The sequence below is a fragment of the Moorena sp. SIO3I6 genome, assembly GCF_010672095.1.
The window spans coordinates 49048-66665 of sequence record NZ_JAAHHU010000005.1; the positions used below are offsets into that span (position 1 = coordinate 49048).

At 41.9% G+C, this 17618-nt stretch carries 16 protein-coding genes; 9 read left to right on the forward strand and 7 right to left on the reverse strand.

Annotation, left to right across the window (positions count from 1 at the left end; translation table 11 throughout):
- Positions 1-154: 154 nt before the first annotated feature.
- Positions 155-715, forward strand: a complete 561-nt coding sequence (locus F6K49_RS04090) for a hypothetical protein (protein ID WP_293094494.1) — start codon at positions 155-157, stop codon at positions 713-715.
- 264 nt (positions 716-979) lie between these two features.
- Positions 980-1153, forward strand: a complete 174-nt coding sequence (locus tag F6K49_RS04095) for a hypothetical protein (protein WP_293094497.1) — start codon at positions 980-982, stop codon at positions 1151-1153.
- A gap of 80 nt (positions 1154-1233) precedes the next feature.
- Here the strand turns inward: F6K49_RS04095 and F6K49_RS04100 are convergent, their stop codons facing one another.
- From F6K49_RS04100 to F6K49_RS04115, 4 genes are all read right to left on the reverse strand, one after another.
- Positions 1234-2073 carry a hypothetical protein gene (locus F6K49_RS04100; RefSeq protein WP_293094500.1) on the reverse strand — a complete coding sequence of 280 codons (840 nt, stop codon included), beginning with the start codon at positions 2071-2073 and terminating at the stop codon, positions 1234-1236.
- 165 nt (positions 2074-2238) lie between these two features.
- The gene (locus tag F6K49_RS04105) at positions 2239-2472 is read right to left on the reverse strand and encodes a ribbon-helix-helix protein, CopG family (protein ID WP_293094504.1); all 234 of its coding nucleotides are present in this window, start codon (positions 2470-2472) and stop codon (positions 2239-2241) included.
- Between the two features lie 707 nt (positions 2473-3179).
- Positions 3180-3620: an NUDIX hydrolase gene (locus tag F6K49_RS04110; protein WP_293094507.1), complete on the reverse strand. Its 441-nt coding sequence runs from the start codon at positions 3618-3620 to the stop codon at positions 3180-3182.
- Positions 3610-4062: a hypothetical protein gene (locus F6K49_RS04115; RefSeq protein WP_293094510.1), complete on the reverse strand. Its 453-nt coding sequence runs from the start codon at positions 4060-4062 to the stop codon at positions 3610-3612. The genes F6K49_RS04110 and F6K49_RS04115 overlap by 11 nt, the downstream gene beginning before the upstream one ends.
- Before the next feature lie 199 nt (positions 4063-4261).
- Between F6K49_RS04115 and folD the strand changes: the two genes are divergently transcribed.
- From folD to F6K49_RS04150, 7 genes are all read left to right on the forward strand, one after another.
- Positions 4262-5125, forward strand: a complete 864-nt coding sequence (gene folD / locus F6K49_RS04120) for a bifunctional methylenetetrahydrofolate dehydrogenase/methenyltetrahydrofolate cyclohydrolase FolD (RefSeq protein WP_293094513.1) — start codon at positions 4262-4264, stop codon at positions 5123-5125.
- A gap of 361 nt (positions 5126-5486) precedes the next feature.
- Entirely contained in the window at positions 5487-6416 is a 930-nt protein-coding gene (gene crtE / locus F6K49_RS04125; RefSeq protein ID WP_293094516.1) for a geranylgeranyl diphosphate synthase CrtE, read from the forward strand.
- Positions 6417-6633: 217 nt separating this feature from the next.
- Positions 6634-7089, forward strand: coding sequence for a divergent PAP2 family protein (locus F6K49_RS04130; RefSeq protein ID WP_293094519.1), 456 nt, complete (start codon positions 6634-6636; stop codon positions 7087-7089).
- Between the two features lie 500 nt (positions 7090-7589).
- Complete coding sequence (locus F6K49_RS04135) at positions 7590-8519, forward strand: pentapeptide repeat-containing protein (RefSeq protein ID WP_293094522.1); 930 nt, start codon at positions 7590-7592, stop codon at positions 8517-8519.
- Positions 8520-8653: 134 nt separating this feature from the next.
- Positions 8654-11536 (forward strand): CHAT domain-containing protein, encoded by a 2883-nt coding sequence (locus F6K49_RS04140; RefSeq protein WP_293094525.1) that lies wholly within the window; start codon positions 8654-8656, stop codon positions 11534-11536.
- Positions 11527-11691 carry a hypothetical protein gene (locus F6K49_RS04145; RefSeq protein ID WP_293094528.1) on the forward strand — a complete coding sequence of 55 codons (165 nt, stop codon included), beginning with the start codon at positions 11527-11529 and terminating at the stop codon, positions 11689-11691. The genes F6K49_RS04140 and F6K49_RS04145 overlap by 10 nt, the downstream gene beginning before the upstream one ends.
- 240 nt (positions 11692-11931) lie before the next feature.
- Positions 11932-12063: a hypothetical protein gene (locus F6K49_RS04150; RefSeq protein ID WP_293094532.1), complete on the forward strand. Its 132-nt coding sequence runs from the start codon at positions 11932-11934 to the stop codon at positions 12061-12063.
- Here F6K49_RS04150 and F6K49_RS04155 read toward each other — a convergent pair.
- The 3 genes from F6K49_RS04155 to F6K49_RS04165 form a co-directional block, all read right to left on the reverse strand.
- Positions 12019-12978 carry a DUF928 domain-containing protein gene (locus F6K49_RS04155; RefSeq protein WP_293094535.1) on the reverse strand — a complete coding sequence of 320 codons (960 nt, stop codon included), beginning with the start codon at positions 12976-12978 and terminating at the stop codon, positions 12019-12021. The genes F6K49_RS04150 and F6K49_RS04155 overlap by 45 nt on opposite strands.
- 526 nt (positions 12979-13504) lie before the next feature.
- A complete protein-coding gene (locus tag F6K49_RS04160; protein ID WP_293094538.1) occupies positions 13505-15874 on the reverse strand; it encodes a CHASE2 domain-containing protein in 2370 nt (789 codons plus the stop codon).
- A gap of 158 nt (positions 15875-16032) precedes the next feature.
- The gene (locus F6K49_RS04165; protein WP_293028564.1) at positions 16033-17574 is read right to left on the reverse strand and encodes a DUF1822 family protein; all 1542 of its coding nucleotides are present in this window, start codon (positions 17572-17574) and stop codon (positions 16033-16035) included.
- Positions 17575-17618: the final 44 nt, after the last annotated feature.

The window sequence follows — 17618 nt, forward strand, 5'->3', positions numbered from 1 at the left end:
ACTTCCATAGTAGCGTTAGCAGGGTCGTAAGGAAACCTATGTGCCCAAGTAAATTTATTACCACGATAGTATTTTTAGAATCCTGATTCATCGATTGTAGTTTACATCGAGGAGTGCTCCAGTATTCATTTAAACTATATATTAAAAAACCAAGATGGTTAAATTACCTACAGAGTTAGCTGTTATCATATTCTGTTTTGGAGGAGCAATGCTCCTTGTATGTATAGTGGGTAAAGTTAATGTCAAAGAAATTGAATTTGGAACTAGTAATAAGTGGGGACGAGTCATACTAGGATTTTTGGGAACTTTATTTATAATTTTTTCGATTGCACCATTTCTTATTGAAAAAGAATCCACTACAATTCCTTCAGATACTGTAGACACCCCTTCAGATTTTTATGCTGTAGTAACAACTTCTAAAAACCCAAATGAATTATCTAGAAGATACGAAAAAGCCAAAGAAATATCAGCTGATAAATTTGGCATATCCAGATACGATGTCCTTATTTGCCCCCCATTAGAAGGAACTGATGAGTATGCCTTAATAATTGGTAGTAAAAGTGGGAAAGGTAAAATTAATACCCACAGGTCTGAAGCTAAGTGGAGAATAAAGCAAGCAGAAGTTGATAATTTTGGGACTGAAGGAACTGTGATACACAAAGCAACTAAGTCTTTTAAAGATGAAGGTTGTAAACTTATTCAAAAAGCATTATAAACTGAAGACTTTAATCCATGCCGGTGTGATAGGGAATTGGGCATTGGAAACAGGCAATAATTATTTGTACTTCGTTGGCCAGAGCAAGGATGCCAACAAAAGCACAGAAACTTACGCTTTTGGAACGGCTACAAAATATCCTATTGGCTTAACAAGAATTATAGGATTGGTCACATTTTTATTTTTAAAATTAAGTAATGGACAGTGAAAAGTTTTTCAGCATCGGTGAGTGTTATTTGAACTAGCCAACTGGTACTCAGTGCTTTGGCGCTTTATCTAGATTGTGCTGAGGATGTGCCTTTGAGGGAGAAGGTGGCAGTAATTGAGAAAAAGCTGGTGGCATTGGAAGCTGAGGTGCGCCGTGTCCAGACAATTTTCTGGTGCCTTCCTTGCGAAGAACAGTTGATCGAATCCCCAGGTGCAATCATCCTCGATTAGTTCTCCCTCAATTAGTTTCAAGGTTTTGATGGAGAAAGATTAAATTGTCTGAGTAGCAATAATTCCTGGGTACTCCTCAACTAGTGATATGGCGGTTTTGTAATGTCAAAATAATCCTTTAACCATTGTGGCCTTTCATCTTTTAAATCTTCAAAGTCTGACTTTTTATCGGGGGGATCTATCCTCTCATCTAAAGATGGAAAATAAGGGACGTTTTTTTCTATATCTTGTACTAGTTTGTACATAGAAAAGCCTAAATTTTTACTAAAAGCTAAAAAATCTTCTTCAGTCATTATCTGATGTTTGTTTTGAAATCTGTTTTTATCATAATAAGCCTTATATATGAAAGGATTCCACAGGAAAGTAATTACTATGAAAAATGATACAAATCTCGAACTTGCATCAGCAGAAACTAATCCAAATTTTTTCAATTTTGAAATTTTAACATATGAATTTCCACGACCTTTTTCCTTAATAGCTACTTTTTTTAAAGCACAAGCACCCCAAACTAATGCTCGTTCTATCATTGCAACCTCATCTCCTAAATAAGCATGAAGAATAGCTATCAAACAACAAACAGTTAAATCCTTGTGCTCAGCCTCATAAGAACCAAACGAAAAGATTAGTCGATAAGCACTAGTATATTCACCTAATTTTATTCGTGCTTTGTAATATAACAAATGCGCTAAAAGCAAATTATCTAAAACTACTATTAAAACAGCCGACCTATTTTCAGGTTTAATCTTATTAATATTTTCTAATTTATGTATGGCCGCATCAGTGTATATATCACCAAATGTCTTTAAGGTTTTTGTTAACTCCCCTCCTTCAACAAAAGTTTTTATTTTTAAAAAACTTTGAACAACTGTCAATAAATTAGGCTGTGGTAAAGTCATATCAGGTAAATCAAACTCAGTCATCACAGTTAAAAAACTTATGGAATGCGCATTACCAGTTCGAGGCAAAGCGGCCAAGCTACATCGCGTTCTGTGAAGTAAGCTTCTCACTCTGCATCGCCCATACCGAAAAGAAGGTTGACCGATACTTTTTTTAATACAGAACGGTCTTATGCCATTGAATTGCCCTTATAAATTTGAGATTGATTTTTGATATTCTGCAACTTGGGTTTCTAGTGCTGCCATTCTTTCTTCTAAGTCAATTACCCTTTGACTGAATGGCACATATTCAACCGCACCGAGGTATTGAGCAATAGCACTCACAATTACCTCACTTTTACTTAAGTGAGCTTTAGCTCTGTATTCCTCCAATTGTTTGTGGAGGTTTTCCGGAATTCGGAAACCTACAGTCATACTAGACATAAAGCCAAATTGTGTAACAACTTTTTAATTCAGTTTAACAGTTATCCTAAGCACTCACCAACTACTTTTTGGAAGATAGTGAGTTCTGGGGGGTGACATGCAAGCTAACGAATCCGTTGAGTCCACTAACTCTGTGCTTAATCACCTTGGGTACCAAATTTTGCCAATGTATCGACCCTAGGACTGTGACAGAAGCTTACCCGAGAACCTAAAAGGGTCAGACAAGTGTTTACGCTGGAATTACCTACGATCACAAGAACACATAGCTAAGTTGCAATTCAACCTAGCAACCTAGTACCATAAGTTTATTTACTTACCAAGAATTGCCTCTGTTATTTATTATTTTCCGATAAAAACCAAAGACAACAAAAAGACGTCCTGATGCGGAATTAGAGGCAAAAATGAAATACTGCTAACTCCCATTAAAGGAATTAATTATTTAATCAAATTGGAATTCATCAATCGTTAAAATCAAATCAGCGACTACTAAAAAGCGATTGACCGTAGGTCGCGAATCGCGAAAGCATTTCAGTGGCGGTTGTGCAGAGAAATGCCCAAGATAACAAAAAGGACAACAAGCATTCTTGATAATGCTGTGCTGTCCGTGGAAGGTTGAAGATTTAAGGTTATCCAGTTGTTCGCCTTTGGCGTTCGGTTTAGGGTAGGTTATCCGGTTGTTCTTGCCCAGGTGTCCGGTATAGAGTAGCTTATACCAAGCTGGATCCCTTCTCCAGAAAATCCAGTAGAATACGCTGATGAGCAGGACCAAGGGGTCGCACCTGACCAGCCTTGGCAGAATAAGACTCGCCCTGGCGAATCTGCTCAGGAGTCAACAACCCCATATCCCAGCCTTCCCCTAACACTAACTCTGAGAGTTCCACGGTCAGGGGTACTGCAAAAACATGACGGAACACATGGGGTTCAGGATAATGGCCAAACAAAGATGCTGAGGGTAGTGCATAGCTAATTTCCTCCAGCAATTCCCGCCTGAGAGCTTCGATTGGGGTTTCTCCGGGTTCGATGTGCCCCCCAAATAAACCCCACAAACCAGGGTAAAGAATACTAGGAATATTGTCCCGTAGCTGCATCAGGAACTGACCTTGCCGATAGAGAATAGCGATCGCTACTTGAACTTGCTTACTGCTCATCTGTTGGTCTTGGAAGTAAGGGGGACTTGGGTTGATAGACTTGCCGTTGTAGCTGCTCAAGCTCTTGAATAAATAATTCACCCAAATCTTGTCCAGCGATGGGAATGCTTTGAAATTGAGCCTTACCCTGGATCAAGACTTGATCACCGATATTGGGCAAAGTTCCCTGAGAGACTACCCAAATGGTACTAGTGGCATCCTGGAGTTCATAAGCATTCGCATCTAAAAGTGGTGCTTGATTAGTAACTTTACCCCGAAGGTAGACTGTATCGATAGTATTCTGATTTTGTGGTATATCAAGGATTTTTGTGACCTTTACACCAGGGTAGCTAATATTAAGCTGATGAATGCCATTATGGGCTAAGGGACTACAGCCAACAGTCCCGGCTCCTACAAGTAAAACCCAAAACGGTAAAAGAGTTGACCAATACTTAGTTGGCATATTGAAATCCTATGATGTTTTCAGTTGTCAGTTGCCAATGAACTCTGTTTGGAGGAGTGAAAAAGGAAGTAGGTTGAAACATAAATGTTCGTTCCCCAGCCTCAAGTAAGTCGCTCCATGCATCTACAGCATCTACAATGTTCTAACCCAAGTAGGCAGCATCTGTACACCCGTCTACACTGTTTAACCCAATTGACCAATGACCAACATACTTGATGGTAAGACCATAGCTAAAAAAATTCAGACCCAGCTGCAAGAACAGACACAGAAGCTGACCTTGAAACATGGACGACCACCTGGATTAGCAGTGTTGATGGTAGGTGACAACCCTGCTAGCGCTGCCTATGTTCGTAATAAAGAGCGTGCCTGTGCTAAAGTGGGCATTGCTTCTTTTGGTCGTCATTTTCCCAGTAACACGTCCCAAGCAGAACTCGAGCAAACCATTAACGCCCTCAATCAAGATCAGCGTGTAGATGGAATTCTGCTCCAGCTGCCCTTACCCGACCACCTAGATGCTGTTTCATTACTGCACCAAATCCATCCGGATAAAGATGTTGATGGATTACACCCTGTTAATCTAGGTCGTCTGCTCAGGGGAGAGCCTGGTTTACGTAGCTGTACACCAGCAGGCATCATGCGCCTGTTGCAAGAGTACCAGATTAATTTGTCTGGTCAAAAGACAGTAGTGGTAGGACGTAGTATTTTAGTAGGTAAACCTCTAGCACTGATGCTACTAGAAGCCAACGCTACAGTAACAATTGCTCATTCGCGCACCCAAGATCTGGGGGAGCTGACACGTCGCGCTGATATTTTGGTAGCAGCTGTGGGACGACCTCAACTGATTACCAGGGACATGGTAAAACCAGGTGCTGTGGTAATTGATGTTGGTATCAATCGCGTTAGTGATCAACAAGAAAAATCTCGTCTTGTGGGAGATGTCCACTTTGACTCTGTTCAGGAAACTGCCCGATATATTACCCCTGTTCCTGGTGGCGTCGGACCGATGACAGTGGCTATGCTACTAAATAATACAATCCTTAGTTATACAAAGAGGTATTCTTGAACAGTTTTGCTCTGGTTAAAATTGACAAGAGTCTATTGAACCTTTGTTTATGACTAAAATCATTTAAATTCACAGGAGGCTAGGTCAACAAAAGAACTAATTAAAAAAACTTAAAGCTATAAGATATAAAAATATTAAAAATCTGTGTTTTTTGTTTAAGAACATATTAAATGTGGGGATTGACAGGGATAGACTTTAGTTTAGCGCTACTGATAAATTTCACAACTCGACAATCGTAAATACCATCAGTAAAGAGTTTTGTCCATCAAACGAGAAGCACAAGAATATGACAAGGTAGTTTCAAGAAGACCCCCAGCCCCGTAAAATTGTTAGAAGAATCAGATAATCAAGGAATCAAGGCATGGTAGCGACGGAGGGGCGACCTACCCCCAAGAGGGAATCCCCAAGTTTAGACTTAGTAACTTACTTAAAAGAGCGAAAAGCTCTAATTGAGTCAGCTTTAGACCAGGCTCTGCCCCGAATGGAGCCCGACAAAATTTACGAGGCAATGCGTTATTCTCTTTTGGCTGGAGGTAAACGCTTGCGCCCGATTCTGTGCCTAGCTACCTGTGAGCTGATGGGTGGCACGGTGGAGATGGCAATGCCAACCTCCTGCGCTCTGGAAATGATCCATACCATGTCATTGATTCATGATGACCTACCAGCAATGGACAATGACGATTACCGTCGCGGTAAACTAACTAACCACAAAGTTTTTGGTGAGGACATTGCCATTCTCGCAGGTGATGGTTTATTAGCTTATGCATTTGAATATGCGGCGGCTCAAACTAAAAATGTACCAGCTCCCCAAGTTTTGCAGGTAGTTGCTTGGTTGGGTAGAGCAGTCGGGGCATCAGGATTGGTTGGGGGTCAAGTGCTTGATCTCGAATCAGAAGGTAAGTTGGATATTAAAGAAGAAACGCTCACCTTTATCCATACTCATAAAACTGGTGCTTTGTTAGAAGCCTGTGTAGTTTGTGGTGGAATATTGGCAGGGGCAACGACAGCTAACTTACAAAAGTTATCCAAATATGCCCAAAATATTGGTTTAGCATTTCAAATTGTCGATGACATCCTAGATATCACTGCTACCCAGGAGGAACTGGGTAAAACAGCAGGTAAGGATATTAAAGCACAAAAGGCAACTTATCCTAGCCTCTGGGGGCTAGAGGCATCAAAAACCAAAGCCCAGGAGCTGGTGAATGAGGCAAAAGCTCAAATGGAATCCTTTGGGGAAAAGGCTCAACCCCTGATTGCGATCGCTGACTTTATTGTGAATCGCACTCATTAAGGTACTTGGTATTGGGGTAAGGCCAACGAAAGTTAAAGGATGAAGTGTTTAATCCTAGCCTACAGGAACACCAAAAACAAACTTCATCCTTAATTATACCATAGAAGGGACGCTATCCAGGGAACATACTTCATAATTCATACTTGATCCTTCATACTTCATCGTTTCCCCAATGCTGAGTTATCGATGACCAATGACCAATTTAAAATAAATAATTATGCAGGACTTTAGCGACATCCTAAACAACCAGGTGTTGCTGGTTGCGCTCATTGCTTGTCTGGTGGCTCAACTATTTAAGTTTTTGGTTGATCTAACCAAAAATCGCAAACCTAATCTTCAGGTATTGATGACTGCTGGTGGAATGCCTAGTTCTCACTCAGCCTTCGTAACTGCCTTGGCATTTGGTGTAGGACAAACAGTAGGATGGGCTTCTCCAGAGTTTGCGATCGCTTTAGTGTTTGCCATCATAGTCATGTATGATGCTGCTGGTGTCCGGCAAGCTGCCGGTAAGCAAGCTCGAATTCTCAACCAAATTATCGATGAGTTGTTTAGCGAAGACAAAGAGTTGAAAGAAGACCGCCTTAAGGAATTATTAGGTCATACACCCTTTCAGGTGCTTGTTGGTTTGGTGTTAGGTATCGCTATTTCTTGCATAGCAGCAACGGCTTATTGATCGTGTTAATTGTTGACTACTCCCCCGCTTAAAAGACGGGGGATTCTAATAAGGATGTTTCGTGATGGGATGAATCCGCATCACTCCACACTGTTTTCTTATTAGCTGACCACAGGAATACCCTGTGGGGACGAGTCAAAACGCCCCTACCCAGTCGGTCTAGGCTAATACCTAGCGTTCTGCTTACTTTGCGTATTATATTGGCAGAACCGTTACAATCCGCATTGACATACCAATTCATTGCGGTTCGGTATAAACCGCGCTTCGTTCTTCTCCCTGACGGTTTCCAATCATTGGGTTTTTCACCATAATTAGGCAGATAGTCACCATCTAAGAACGGTTAAACTAAGTCGGGGGGTCGCCCCCAGCCGACTCGTCTTCAAAACCGTACGTGACAGTTTCCCGTCATACGGCTCCTCATGAAAGGAATCATTGTCATTGATACCTCTAGAAGGGATTATCATCAACGAACTGACTACAGGTTTTGTATAAGCAATACTATGACATTATTAACTACTAATCAAGTTCTTAAACAACTTAAGCAAGGACTGTCGTTACAGAAAGCCGAGCTGAGTCATATTGATTTACAGGGCTTGAATCTAGATAAGGCTGACTTTGCCCATGCCTACCTACGTAATGCCAATCTCTCAGGAGCGTCTTGTCAAGAGACAGACTTTAATCAAGCCAATCTCAGCTGGGCCAAGCTATCCGGGGCCACTCTGGTTTATGCCCAACTCTCAGAAGCTAAACTGACTCGTGCTGGTTTGGAGGAGGCGAATCTCCGAGGGGCTTGGGCAGCAAAAGCTAAGCTGTGTGGAGCAAGACTAGATGGGGTTGAGGCGTCCTTAGCTCAGCTGCAAAAGGCTGATTTGAGAGAAGCAACTGGCAAAGGGATAACCTTTATCAATGCCAATCTCAAGATGGCCAATTTAGGAGCTGTGAATTTCCCTGAGGCTAATTTCAGTGGGGCAAGCCTTGATCTAGCTAGCTTAGAAGCGGCTAAGTTAATGGATACTAAGTGGCTTGGTGCTGATTTGGAACGAGCCAACTTAAGCCGTGCTAGTTTAGTCAGAGCAGATTTAACCTCTGCTAATTTGATTGTTGCTAATCTCAGAGCTGCTGATTTGACCGAGGTAATTTTGCGTGGTGCTCAGTTGCTGGAGTCAAGTTTGGAAAATGCCTTATTAAAGGATGTTGATTTAACTGAAGCGTCTTTATTTTCTGCAAATTTAGAAGGCGCTCGCTTATCTAAGGTTAATCTTAAAAATTCTGATTTACAGTACGCTAATTTGGAGAATACTATTTGGAATGGTGTTGATTTCTCTAACTGTGAGGTAGCAGGTGCAGTGTTTACCGATGCTAAAGGCTTAAGTGCTCAACAGTGCCAATGGCTGAATAAAAATGGCGCGTTGAATGTTCCTTTTGGGTAACCGTTGCGAAAGCCTAACTGTTAAACAACCATGGGATCACTTAGCGTCGGCTGTGGCCTACGCTAAGCCTTACGATGAAAAGCCATAGTCTATCCTAGAGATAATTTAATAGAAACCCTAGATTTAGCGTTCCCATGCTTCGCCCGACCCTAGTTGGCACCCAAGCCCTAATTTTTTTTCTCCTAAATTTAGTTCTCCCCATTGGCATCCTCCCGGTCTTATCCTATCCCACAACTGTTAAGCCAATTCCGCAAGATTGGTCAGCGTCAGAATTAGTGGAACAAGGCAGAGCACTATACACCAAAGGTCAGTTTAGTCAAGCAGCAAGCACTTGGGAACAAGCAGCACAAGCCTATGAATCCCAAGGGGATAGACTACATCAGGCCATGATTTTGAGTTATCTGTCCTTGGCTTACCAGAAACTGCAACAGTGGTTTGATGCCGAAGATGCGATCGCATTTAGCCTCAACCTGTTAGAGACCGGATCAGATCTCCGGGATACCCCAGACTACCAGCAAATCCGCGCCCAAGCTCTCAACACCCTAGGTAGTCTAGAATTAGCCTTAGGACAACCAGACACTGCTCTAGAAGCCTGGCAATTGGCTACTGAGATTTATCAACAATTAAAAGATGACATTGGCATTACAGGTACCCTAATTAATCAAGCTCAAGCGATGGAAGCCTTAGGACTTTACCGTCGCACCTGTAAAACCTTATTACAAGCCTTAAAGCTGGACAATAATTGCGATTTGTCCAATCAAGAACGGTTTGAAACCGTGCTGCAAACCTTTCAACAAACCCCTGATCCCCAGATTAAAATCCTGGGCTTACGTAGCCTTGGGAATAGTCTCCGTCTCCTCGGTGACTTAAACCACTCTCAGCAAGTGCTTAAGGCAAGTTTGAAAGTAGCTCAACCTCCTCTGCAAAAGCGAGAAACCTTACTGAGTTTGGGGCATACAGAACGTTCTTGGTACAACCACTATAAACAATTATACACCAGAACCAACCTGATAGTTAAACAAAAAGAAGTTAAAGAACAGGTTATTGAGCAGTTTAATCATGCTATAAAATACTATCAAGAATCTCTTCAAGAGTCGAGCAAATTATCAGCTTCCACTAGCTTAGACATTGAAACAAAACTACAGCAGTTAAGTCTAATCATTGATTACCACAATTGGTTAGAGACATTTAATGTTGAAAACAATAAGGATAATCAAAGGCCAAATATCCAAGAGTTAAAATCTCAAATTAATGACCAAGTCAAGGAATTACTCAACAGCGAGATTACTGAATTACCACCTAGTCGAACAGCAATCTATGCTCAAATCAATTTTGTGGAAAGCCTGATCAGCTATGAGCTAAAATCGAATAAGGATGAAGATAATATTCAGGGGTCATCATTGAACCTTGAGCCTTACGAAATTGCCCATAGTTTAGTCAAAGCTGTCCAAGAGGCTCAAGTTTTAGACGATAAACGAGCGGAATCCTATGCCCTCGGTACCCTGGGTAAGCTATATGAACAAACTCAGCAATGGTATCAAGCTCAAGAATTTACCGAAAAAGCCCTCACCATAGCTCAAGGGATTCAATCCGATGACATTGCCTATCAATGGCAATGGCAGTTAGGACGAATTTATAAAGCTCTGGGAAAAACTGAAGAAGCAATCACCGCTTACCAAGCCACTGTCAAAACCCTAGATTCTCTCCGCCAAGATTTACTGGCTCTTAGTTCAGATGTGCAGTTTTCCTTTCGAGAAAATGTTGAGCAAGTCTATCGAGAATTAGTCGATTTACTCTTGAAAGACGAACAAAGCGCTGAACCGATCGCAAATAAACGGATTTCAGATAACCGGATTGCAGATAACCCGATTTCAGATAACAAGCTCAAGCAAGCTACCGAAGCAATTGACTCTCTGCAGCTAGCCCAAATTGAGAATTTTCTGGGGTGTAACCTTTCTGACATTGTGGAATTGGCCGAGCAAGAAATCGATCCGAGTGCAGCATTAGTCTATCCGATTATTCTCGATGACCGGTTAGCGGTGATCGTGAAATTACCAAAATCAGGAGAATTTATTCACTATACCACTGCTTTACCTAAAGCTAAACTTGAGCAAACCTTAGAAAGTCTCCGTATACAGCTAGAAAAACGTTTTATTTCTAAAAACAGTCTAGCCTTATCCCAACAGGTTTATGACTGGTTAATTCGACCGGCGGAAGGGTTGCTCGAAGCCAATCAAGTGAAAACCTTAGTATTTGTTCTTGATGGTGGCTTTCGCAATGTTCCCATGGCTACCCTTCATGATGGTGAACAGTATATAGTAGAAAAAGGCTATGCGATCGCACTCATTCCTGGTTTGAGTCTACTAGAGCCCAAACCCTTAGCTCAAGTAGAGTTAAATGCCTTAGCTTTTGGACTCTCAGAGATCCGGGAGGATTTGCCTGATCATCAAGGTTTCGCTAACCTACCCAATGTTAAAACAGAATTAGGGGAAATTAAATCCCAAATTCCGAGTCAGCAATTGCTCAATCAAGACTTTACCAGTCAGAAATGGCAAGAGTTAATCAGTTCAGTGCCATTTCCTGTGGTGCATTTAGCCACTCATGGTCAGTTTAGTTCAGTACCAGAAGAGACCTTTCTGCTGGCGTGGGATAAACGAATCAATATCAAGGATTTAAGCAATGTCATCCAGAACAGAAGTAACAATAGTTTAGAAGCAATTGAATTACTAGTGCTGAGTGCTTGTAAAACTGCCGATGGCGATAGTCGTGCTAGCTTAGGCTTGGCCGGAGTAGCGATTCAGTCAGGAGCCAGGAGTACTCTGGCTTCCCTATGGTTCATTAATGATGAATCTACCGCTAAACTGATGACATTTTTTTACGAAGAATTAGCTGCTTCTGGCGCAACGGTTACTAAAGCTGAAGCCTTGCGCCGTGCTCAAGTTAATCTTTTAAAAAGACCTGGTTATCAAGCTCCATTTTACTGGGGAGCCTATGTTTTAGTGGGAAATTGGCTGTAATCGGGAATCGGGAATCGGGAATCGGGAATTGGGAATCGGGAATCGGGAATCGGGAATCGGGAATCGGGGTCAGCTATCAGCTATCAGCTATCAGCTATCAGCTATCAGCTATCAGCTATCAGCTTTGTGGCACAGGCTTCGACCCTGTGACCTAACTCAAATTAAACGAATGCTGAGTAATGCACCACCCACGGGCTCGCTGATCGTGTTTTTCTCAATTCTTGTCCACTGTTCAAAGCTCCAAAGTTGCCTGTTGATGATAGCTTCCTCAGAACTACCACAAAGTAATCGGGAATCGGGAATCGGGAATTGGGGGAGGTGTGGGGAGATGGGGAGATGGGGAGGCTTGTCCTAACTTTAATGCGTAGTGCTATATAGGGATCGGTGTAGGAATTGTGATAATTGTTGATCCCGACTCCCGACTCCCGACTCCCTACTCCCTGCTCCCTACTCCCGACTCCCGACTCCCTGCTCCCTACTCCCTACTCCCTACTCCCTACTCCCTGTGCTGTACAACAATCAACTAGAGGTTTGAATGCGATCGCACGCAAACCCACCGAACCTAGGAAATCCTGCCAATCCCGTTCTAACCTAGAATCCTCTGGTTTCTGTTGCCGTAGTTCAGCTAAGGCTGTCATCCCATCATGCCAAATACCGTGACTGGCATAAATAGCAATACGCTCCCGTAGGGAAGTAGCAGCCTTTAGCTTACGACTTAGGGTAGAGTCTGGTGTGATGTGTTTGACTAATCCTTCCACCGTGGGATTCCCAGAGGGGTTTTGGGGATTAACTACAACAGAGAGCTGCCATCGATAGACCTGTTCAGTTTCTAGGGGTTCGGTCAACGGAACACTGACAATCCCAGGAGTTCCAGATAACGGAATAGATTCGACTAGTAGAGCCTGTTGGTTGTGATCGAGCAGTACAAACTCCGCCGTTAGTTCAGGAGTAGACTGTTCAGGAACATAAAACCAAAAGGTAGGAGACTCAGCTAAGGTCAGTGCTAAGAAAGAGTTGGAATCATTGTTGGCATCATTACTACAGTTTCCCGTTGTCTCGACAATCTCGCTACTACCAGGGACTATAGCAATCAGCTGATCCGAACACAGACCACGGTCTGCTCCTGATGTCCGTTTCGGTGGTCTGCCCACATCCTCAAAGCTTTCATTTTGTGTCGCATTTGGTGTAGTGACGTCTGGTGGGAGGAAATATAAACCTCCTCCAGCTGTTGTGATCTGATCAGTTCTGCCATCACCCTCAAAGTCTACATCTGGTTGAGCTGATGGGGTATCGGATTCGGATAAACTATCCCTAACAGAGTTGCTGTTTAGAGCAACAGACTGCGAACGCGCTCGTAGAGGGTAAATGGTGAAATTAACTAGTACCCAGGCAAGGGCCAAGATCAAGGAAGGTTTGTACAACGCTAGCTTGAGTTTATACATACTGAGAGGTTTGACAAACGTTAATTTTTTTAAAGTATTCCATAATCTTTATCAGTCCTTGCCAAGGGATTTTACGCAAGCCTTTACATTTCTTATCAATTTTGGTCTGGGTGTTTTTTCGTTGACGCTTTCAGGTTGGTAGCTATGATAAAAATGAGGTAATTAACCTTGATGGCTGATTTATTTGCCAAAAACAATCTTACATGTCAATCCGGACTAATTGCTCTAGTTGAAGTAAAATTCACTAAATCTTAAACAAATAACGTTTTTATCAAAAAGACTTGGATCAGAAATCTAGTGCGGTTTTTATTCTAATGAGGTACACAAGATTTTTACCCTCTTAGCTCTTAGCTCTTAGCTCTTAGCTCTTAGCTCTTAGCTCTTACGTATTATGACTTCACTGCTCCCTGCTCCCTCAAAACATGTACCTCACCTAATTGAAAACCGCTATAGCCTTTACATTTGAGATGTAAACATAATCGCGATTAGTAAAGGCTAGATGCCAACAGCAATAAGCAAGAGCTAATCAAGTATCTAGGGATTTTTGGTAATATAAAAAACTGTCATCCTTGTTTACATTTGATTTAAAAATGCTATAAACTACGATGGCTCCACTGGTTGCCACTAACGCCAAGGCTGATGGTATAAAGGGTATCCATCCCCCTTTGAGTAAGAGACCATAACAGACTCCAGATAAGAGGCTGATACCAACAAAAACAGCAACTCCCAAGTAGGATGGGGAATGTAAACGCCAAACTAATAGGCCTCCCACCACAGACCAACTACCAATCCAAAGCACTTCCCCCCACTGTGGCAACCACCAGAGCAAGGGTCGCTTATCCAAAACAGCACTAATAATCTGACTACTCATCTGGGCTTGAACCATAACCCCAGGTATTTTGTCAGACCATGGCCCTTTAGTATAGGGAGTCCGGTGTAAATCCTTTGAATCTTGACCCACCCCAATCAAGACAATATTATCCTTGACTAAATCCGGCAGTTGGGAGTCCAGTTTACCCTTGAGTAAGTCTTGAAGATGAACGTATTTGGGATTCTTGGCACGATAATTAAGGAGTATCTGATATCCCATTGCATGTTTTGGCTTTAACTGATACCCACCAGCATTGTGTGCGAATTTCCGAAACACCACATCACCGATTTCTACATCCCCTGCTGAATTTCTCTTCATCGGCGGGATTCCCTTTTGGGCTAGGTAATTCAGAGCGACTTGTAAACTCAGAGAGTAAGTAGTATTACAAGTATCCCAAGAGTTAATCCCTAAGCTCATCCCTAGAAGTTGGCGGCGGATAATATCATCTGGGTCACGAGGCAAATCACTAAAGCCAATCTGTTGTGATGCCATACCGGGTGGTGAAGCGATACCAGGCTGATCATTACTTTCCATTTGGCACACCGCAATGAAACGGGGATTTTGTTTCAATTGAGTAGCTAAGTTGGGTTCAAACTCGAAATCATGATAAATATCTAAGCCAATCACTCGCGGTTGATAACGGTTGAGTTTCCGCAACAGTTGTGCCAGGGCCGTATCGGATAATGACCCTTTCCTAGACCAACCCATCTTGTCCTGATACTGAATATCTGGTTCATCCACCGCAATTACTAAAACCCGCTCATCCCGCTTTTCAGGTGGTTGCAGAGCCATGAGATGGTCGAAAGCATGTAATTCTGATCCTTGTAACAGCCCAAGCGATCGCATTGTGATCACTGTGATAGTGACAATCAAACTTACCAGTAAAACCCTTGAGAGTTTGGGTTTATCCTTGAGATAGGATCCCTGAGTCAAGTCGTCCCAAGTTGTTGGTTCCAGAGCAGGATTCTGGAATATCACTGGTAACCAACTGGCACAGGGATAGTTATCTTCTACCTCCTCCTGCAATCTTTTCCGGGTTTCCCACACTGAATCCGATATGGATTTTTTCTTTGTGGCAAATGCGTTGAGAAAATACCTCAAAAACTTCTGAGCTACCTCATCTGGCACCCGTTCCCGCATTACCAGGGTTGTCGAGATTGGTAAACTAACCAATTCTGCTGCTAATCCTAACCCATCACAGGAATTAAAAATAGCCAACTTTAAACCATTCTTAATCCCATTGATTAGACCATACTTTAACTCCTCAATGGTAATGCTTTCATCCTGATTGATGTAAAACCGTCCTTGGCAATTATTATTATGGGTAAAACTATGACCAGCAAAAAACAATATATCCCACTTTCTATCCCATAATTCCTGGCTTAATTTTTTTTTGGGGGGACTGATTAAGGGGACAATTTCTGCATTCGGTAATTCCTCCTGGAGTAATGCTAAATCATGCTGGATATTAATCCCGGTGTCATCTCCTAGAATTGCCAATATTCTTACTCTATTTCTATATTGGTCGATTGGTTTTGAGGATACTGGAAATTCTGAAGGACTGAAATTAACCTCAATATCACAATCGGACAAGACATCCCAGAGATGCCAAGGCAGTTGCCAAAGTTTGATATTATTAGTTTGAATAATAAACCGAATCTTGCCATGGTTCGATAAAGCTTTTAACACTTGATCCCGGAAGCGTTGAAACTTTCTATCGGTTGAATTTAGCCAATTATTGATCGCCTCTTGTAAATCCTGAGCTGAGTTGATAACTGAATAGTTGGTTATTTGTTCTGGGGGAGCTATCAGTTTCCGATGCACTTTGATTCTCCCTTGAGCACGATAGCTTAAGAGCCAACTGTCACACAATTGGTTAATCTGAGGTGCTGGTGGTAACCAACCATCAATTTCTCTAGCCATTAAATTATTTTCATTGGGATCAATCCCAATTTTTAGGATAACTAGAAACCCCTGTTTAAAGTCACCATCGACTATTTTTAATGTTACTAAACTCGTCGTCATTTTTCATTCAGTATTATTTAATTTATTTTTAGTATTTTTTAATTTTATTATGAAAAACGGGGAATTTATAATTATATATTATGCCTTCTGGCTTCTGGCTTCTGCTTTCTGGCTTCTGGCTTCTACATTCTGACATACAACCTTTAACCCAAGATAGGTTACAGGAAAAACTCTTTGGAAAAGCTGGCATCTCCCAGTACCAGTTTTACTATAAACCTATCCCCCCTTTCGCCATTAAACTCTAGTTGGATCCAATTATCAGCACTTCTCGACTGAGCCGACAAGAAAATTTCTCCCTGCTGATCAAGTACTAGCAATTCGAGATTAGGTTTTAGATATTTACTCTTAGTAGGATACACCCGTAAGTGAACATTAATTCCCCCATCTGCTTCAGGTATGAAAGTAACCATAAATGCTACTTTGCTCCCATTCAGTTGCATTTCTAAATCAATTATCTTAACTCGCCTAATCCCAGCTTGGGGATGATTTGGGTCAAGTTTTCCCAAACTGACAGCGGCTTGGCGACGTAAGTCATGATCGTCAGTAGTATTGATCATCTCAGCAAGCAATGCGATCGCCTCTAAGTTACTATGACCAATTTCACCCAATAATTCTATAGCGGGTAAGTTAGTTTGTTTACTGCTATTGGTTTTTAATAGTTTAATAATTGCGGTCACAGCTTCAGGGATATTTTCGGTAAAGGGGGAAGATGCTGAAGAATTACCGTTCAAACTATCTTTCAAACGAGTCGGTTGAGACCGGTAAGCTAAGGTTAGATTAGGGTTACCATTACCTGATCGAATTTCCTCAACAGTTTGCCAACCAGCCTCCAGGAAATTATCCAGCCATGAGAGTAAGTTTATAGATGGCTTACGAGAGTAAACTAGGGAACGTTGTTTATATAATTCCTTGCGCCATTTAGAATTTGATACCAGTGCCTGCCACTTAGCAAAAGGAATATCTAGCCTCGGAGAATAAGGAGTTTCCTGGCTCAATTGCTTGATTAACGTTGTTGCTTCATCAGAGGATAATCTTGGCATTGGCTTTACTAGCAGTTTGGGACTAGGAGCAAGTTCTTCCGTTACCCACATCACATTCAAATCTTCAATTAAATCTACCGCATCCACAGCGTAGGTTTCATCGATGATGTCATAGTTACCATGATCACGTAACTGTTGATAAGTTGTGTATCCCAACACCTGTAACCAGCATTCTTCTAAATTCAGTTGCATCGCCACATAATAATGACTAGCCCACTCAGGAATATCAACCCACTCTCGCGGTACTCGCAACGCTGTAAAATTGATTTCTTCACTAGGAATTAATACCAGTCGCATCTGGTTTAGCTCAACAGCTGTACCATTCACTACGTCCCAGAAACTTGGTAAATCCCCCAACTCTGGCCATACTAATGGTTTGTTTAGTGGTGTATCTAGTGGTTTGTTTAGTGCTTTGTCTAGTGCTGTTTCTAGTAAATTTGGTTCTGTTAAATTTGGTTTGGTTAAATTTGGTTCTGTGTCCAGATAACTTAAAAACGTATTCAGACAGAGACAATTCAGATACGCTCGCCAATAAGCAGCTTGGTTAGAATAACCTTGAGCTTGGGTTTGTTGCCATGCTTGTTCTCGTTCTTCTGGGGAGAATTCTATCAATACTTGGTCTGGGTGTAGGCAAGCTAAATCCTCTAAACGTAATTTCATTGACTCATCTCCTGTTTGGTTAATCGTTAATTGGTATTTGGTAT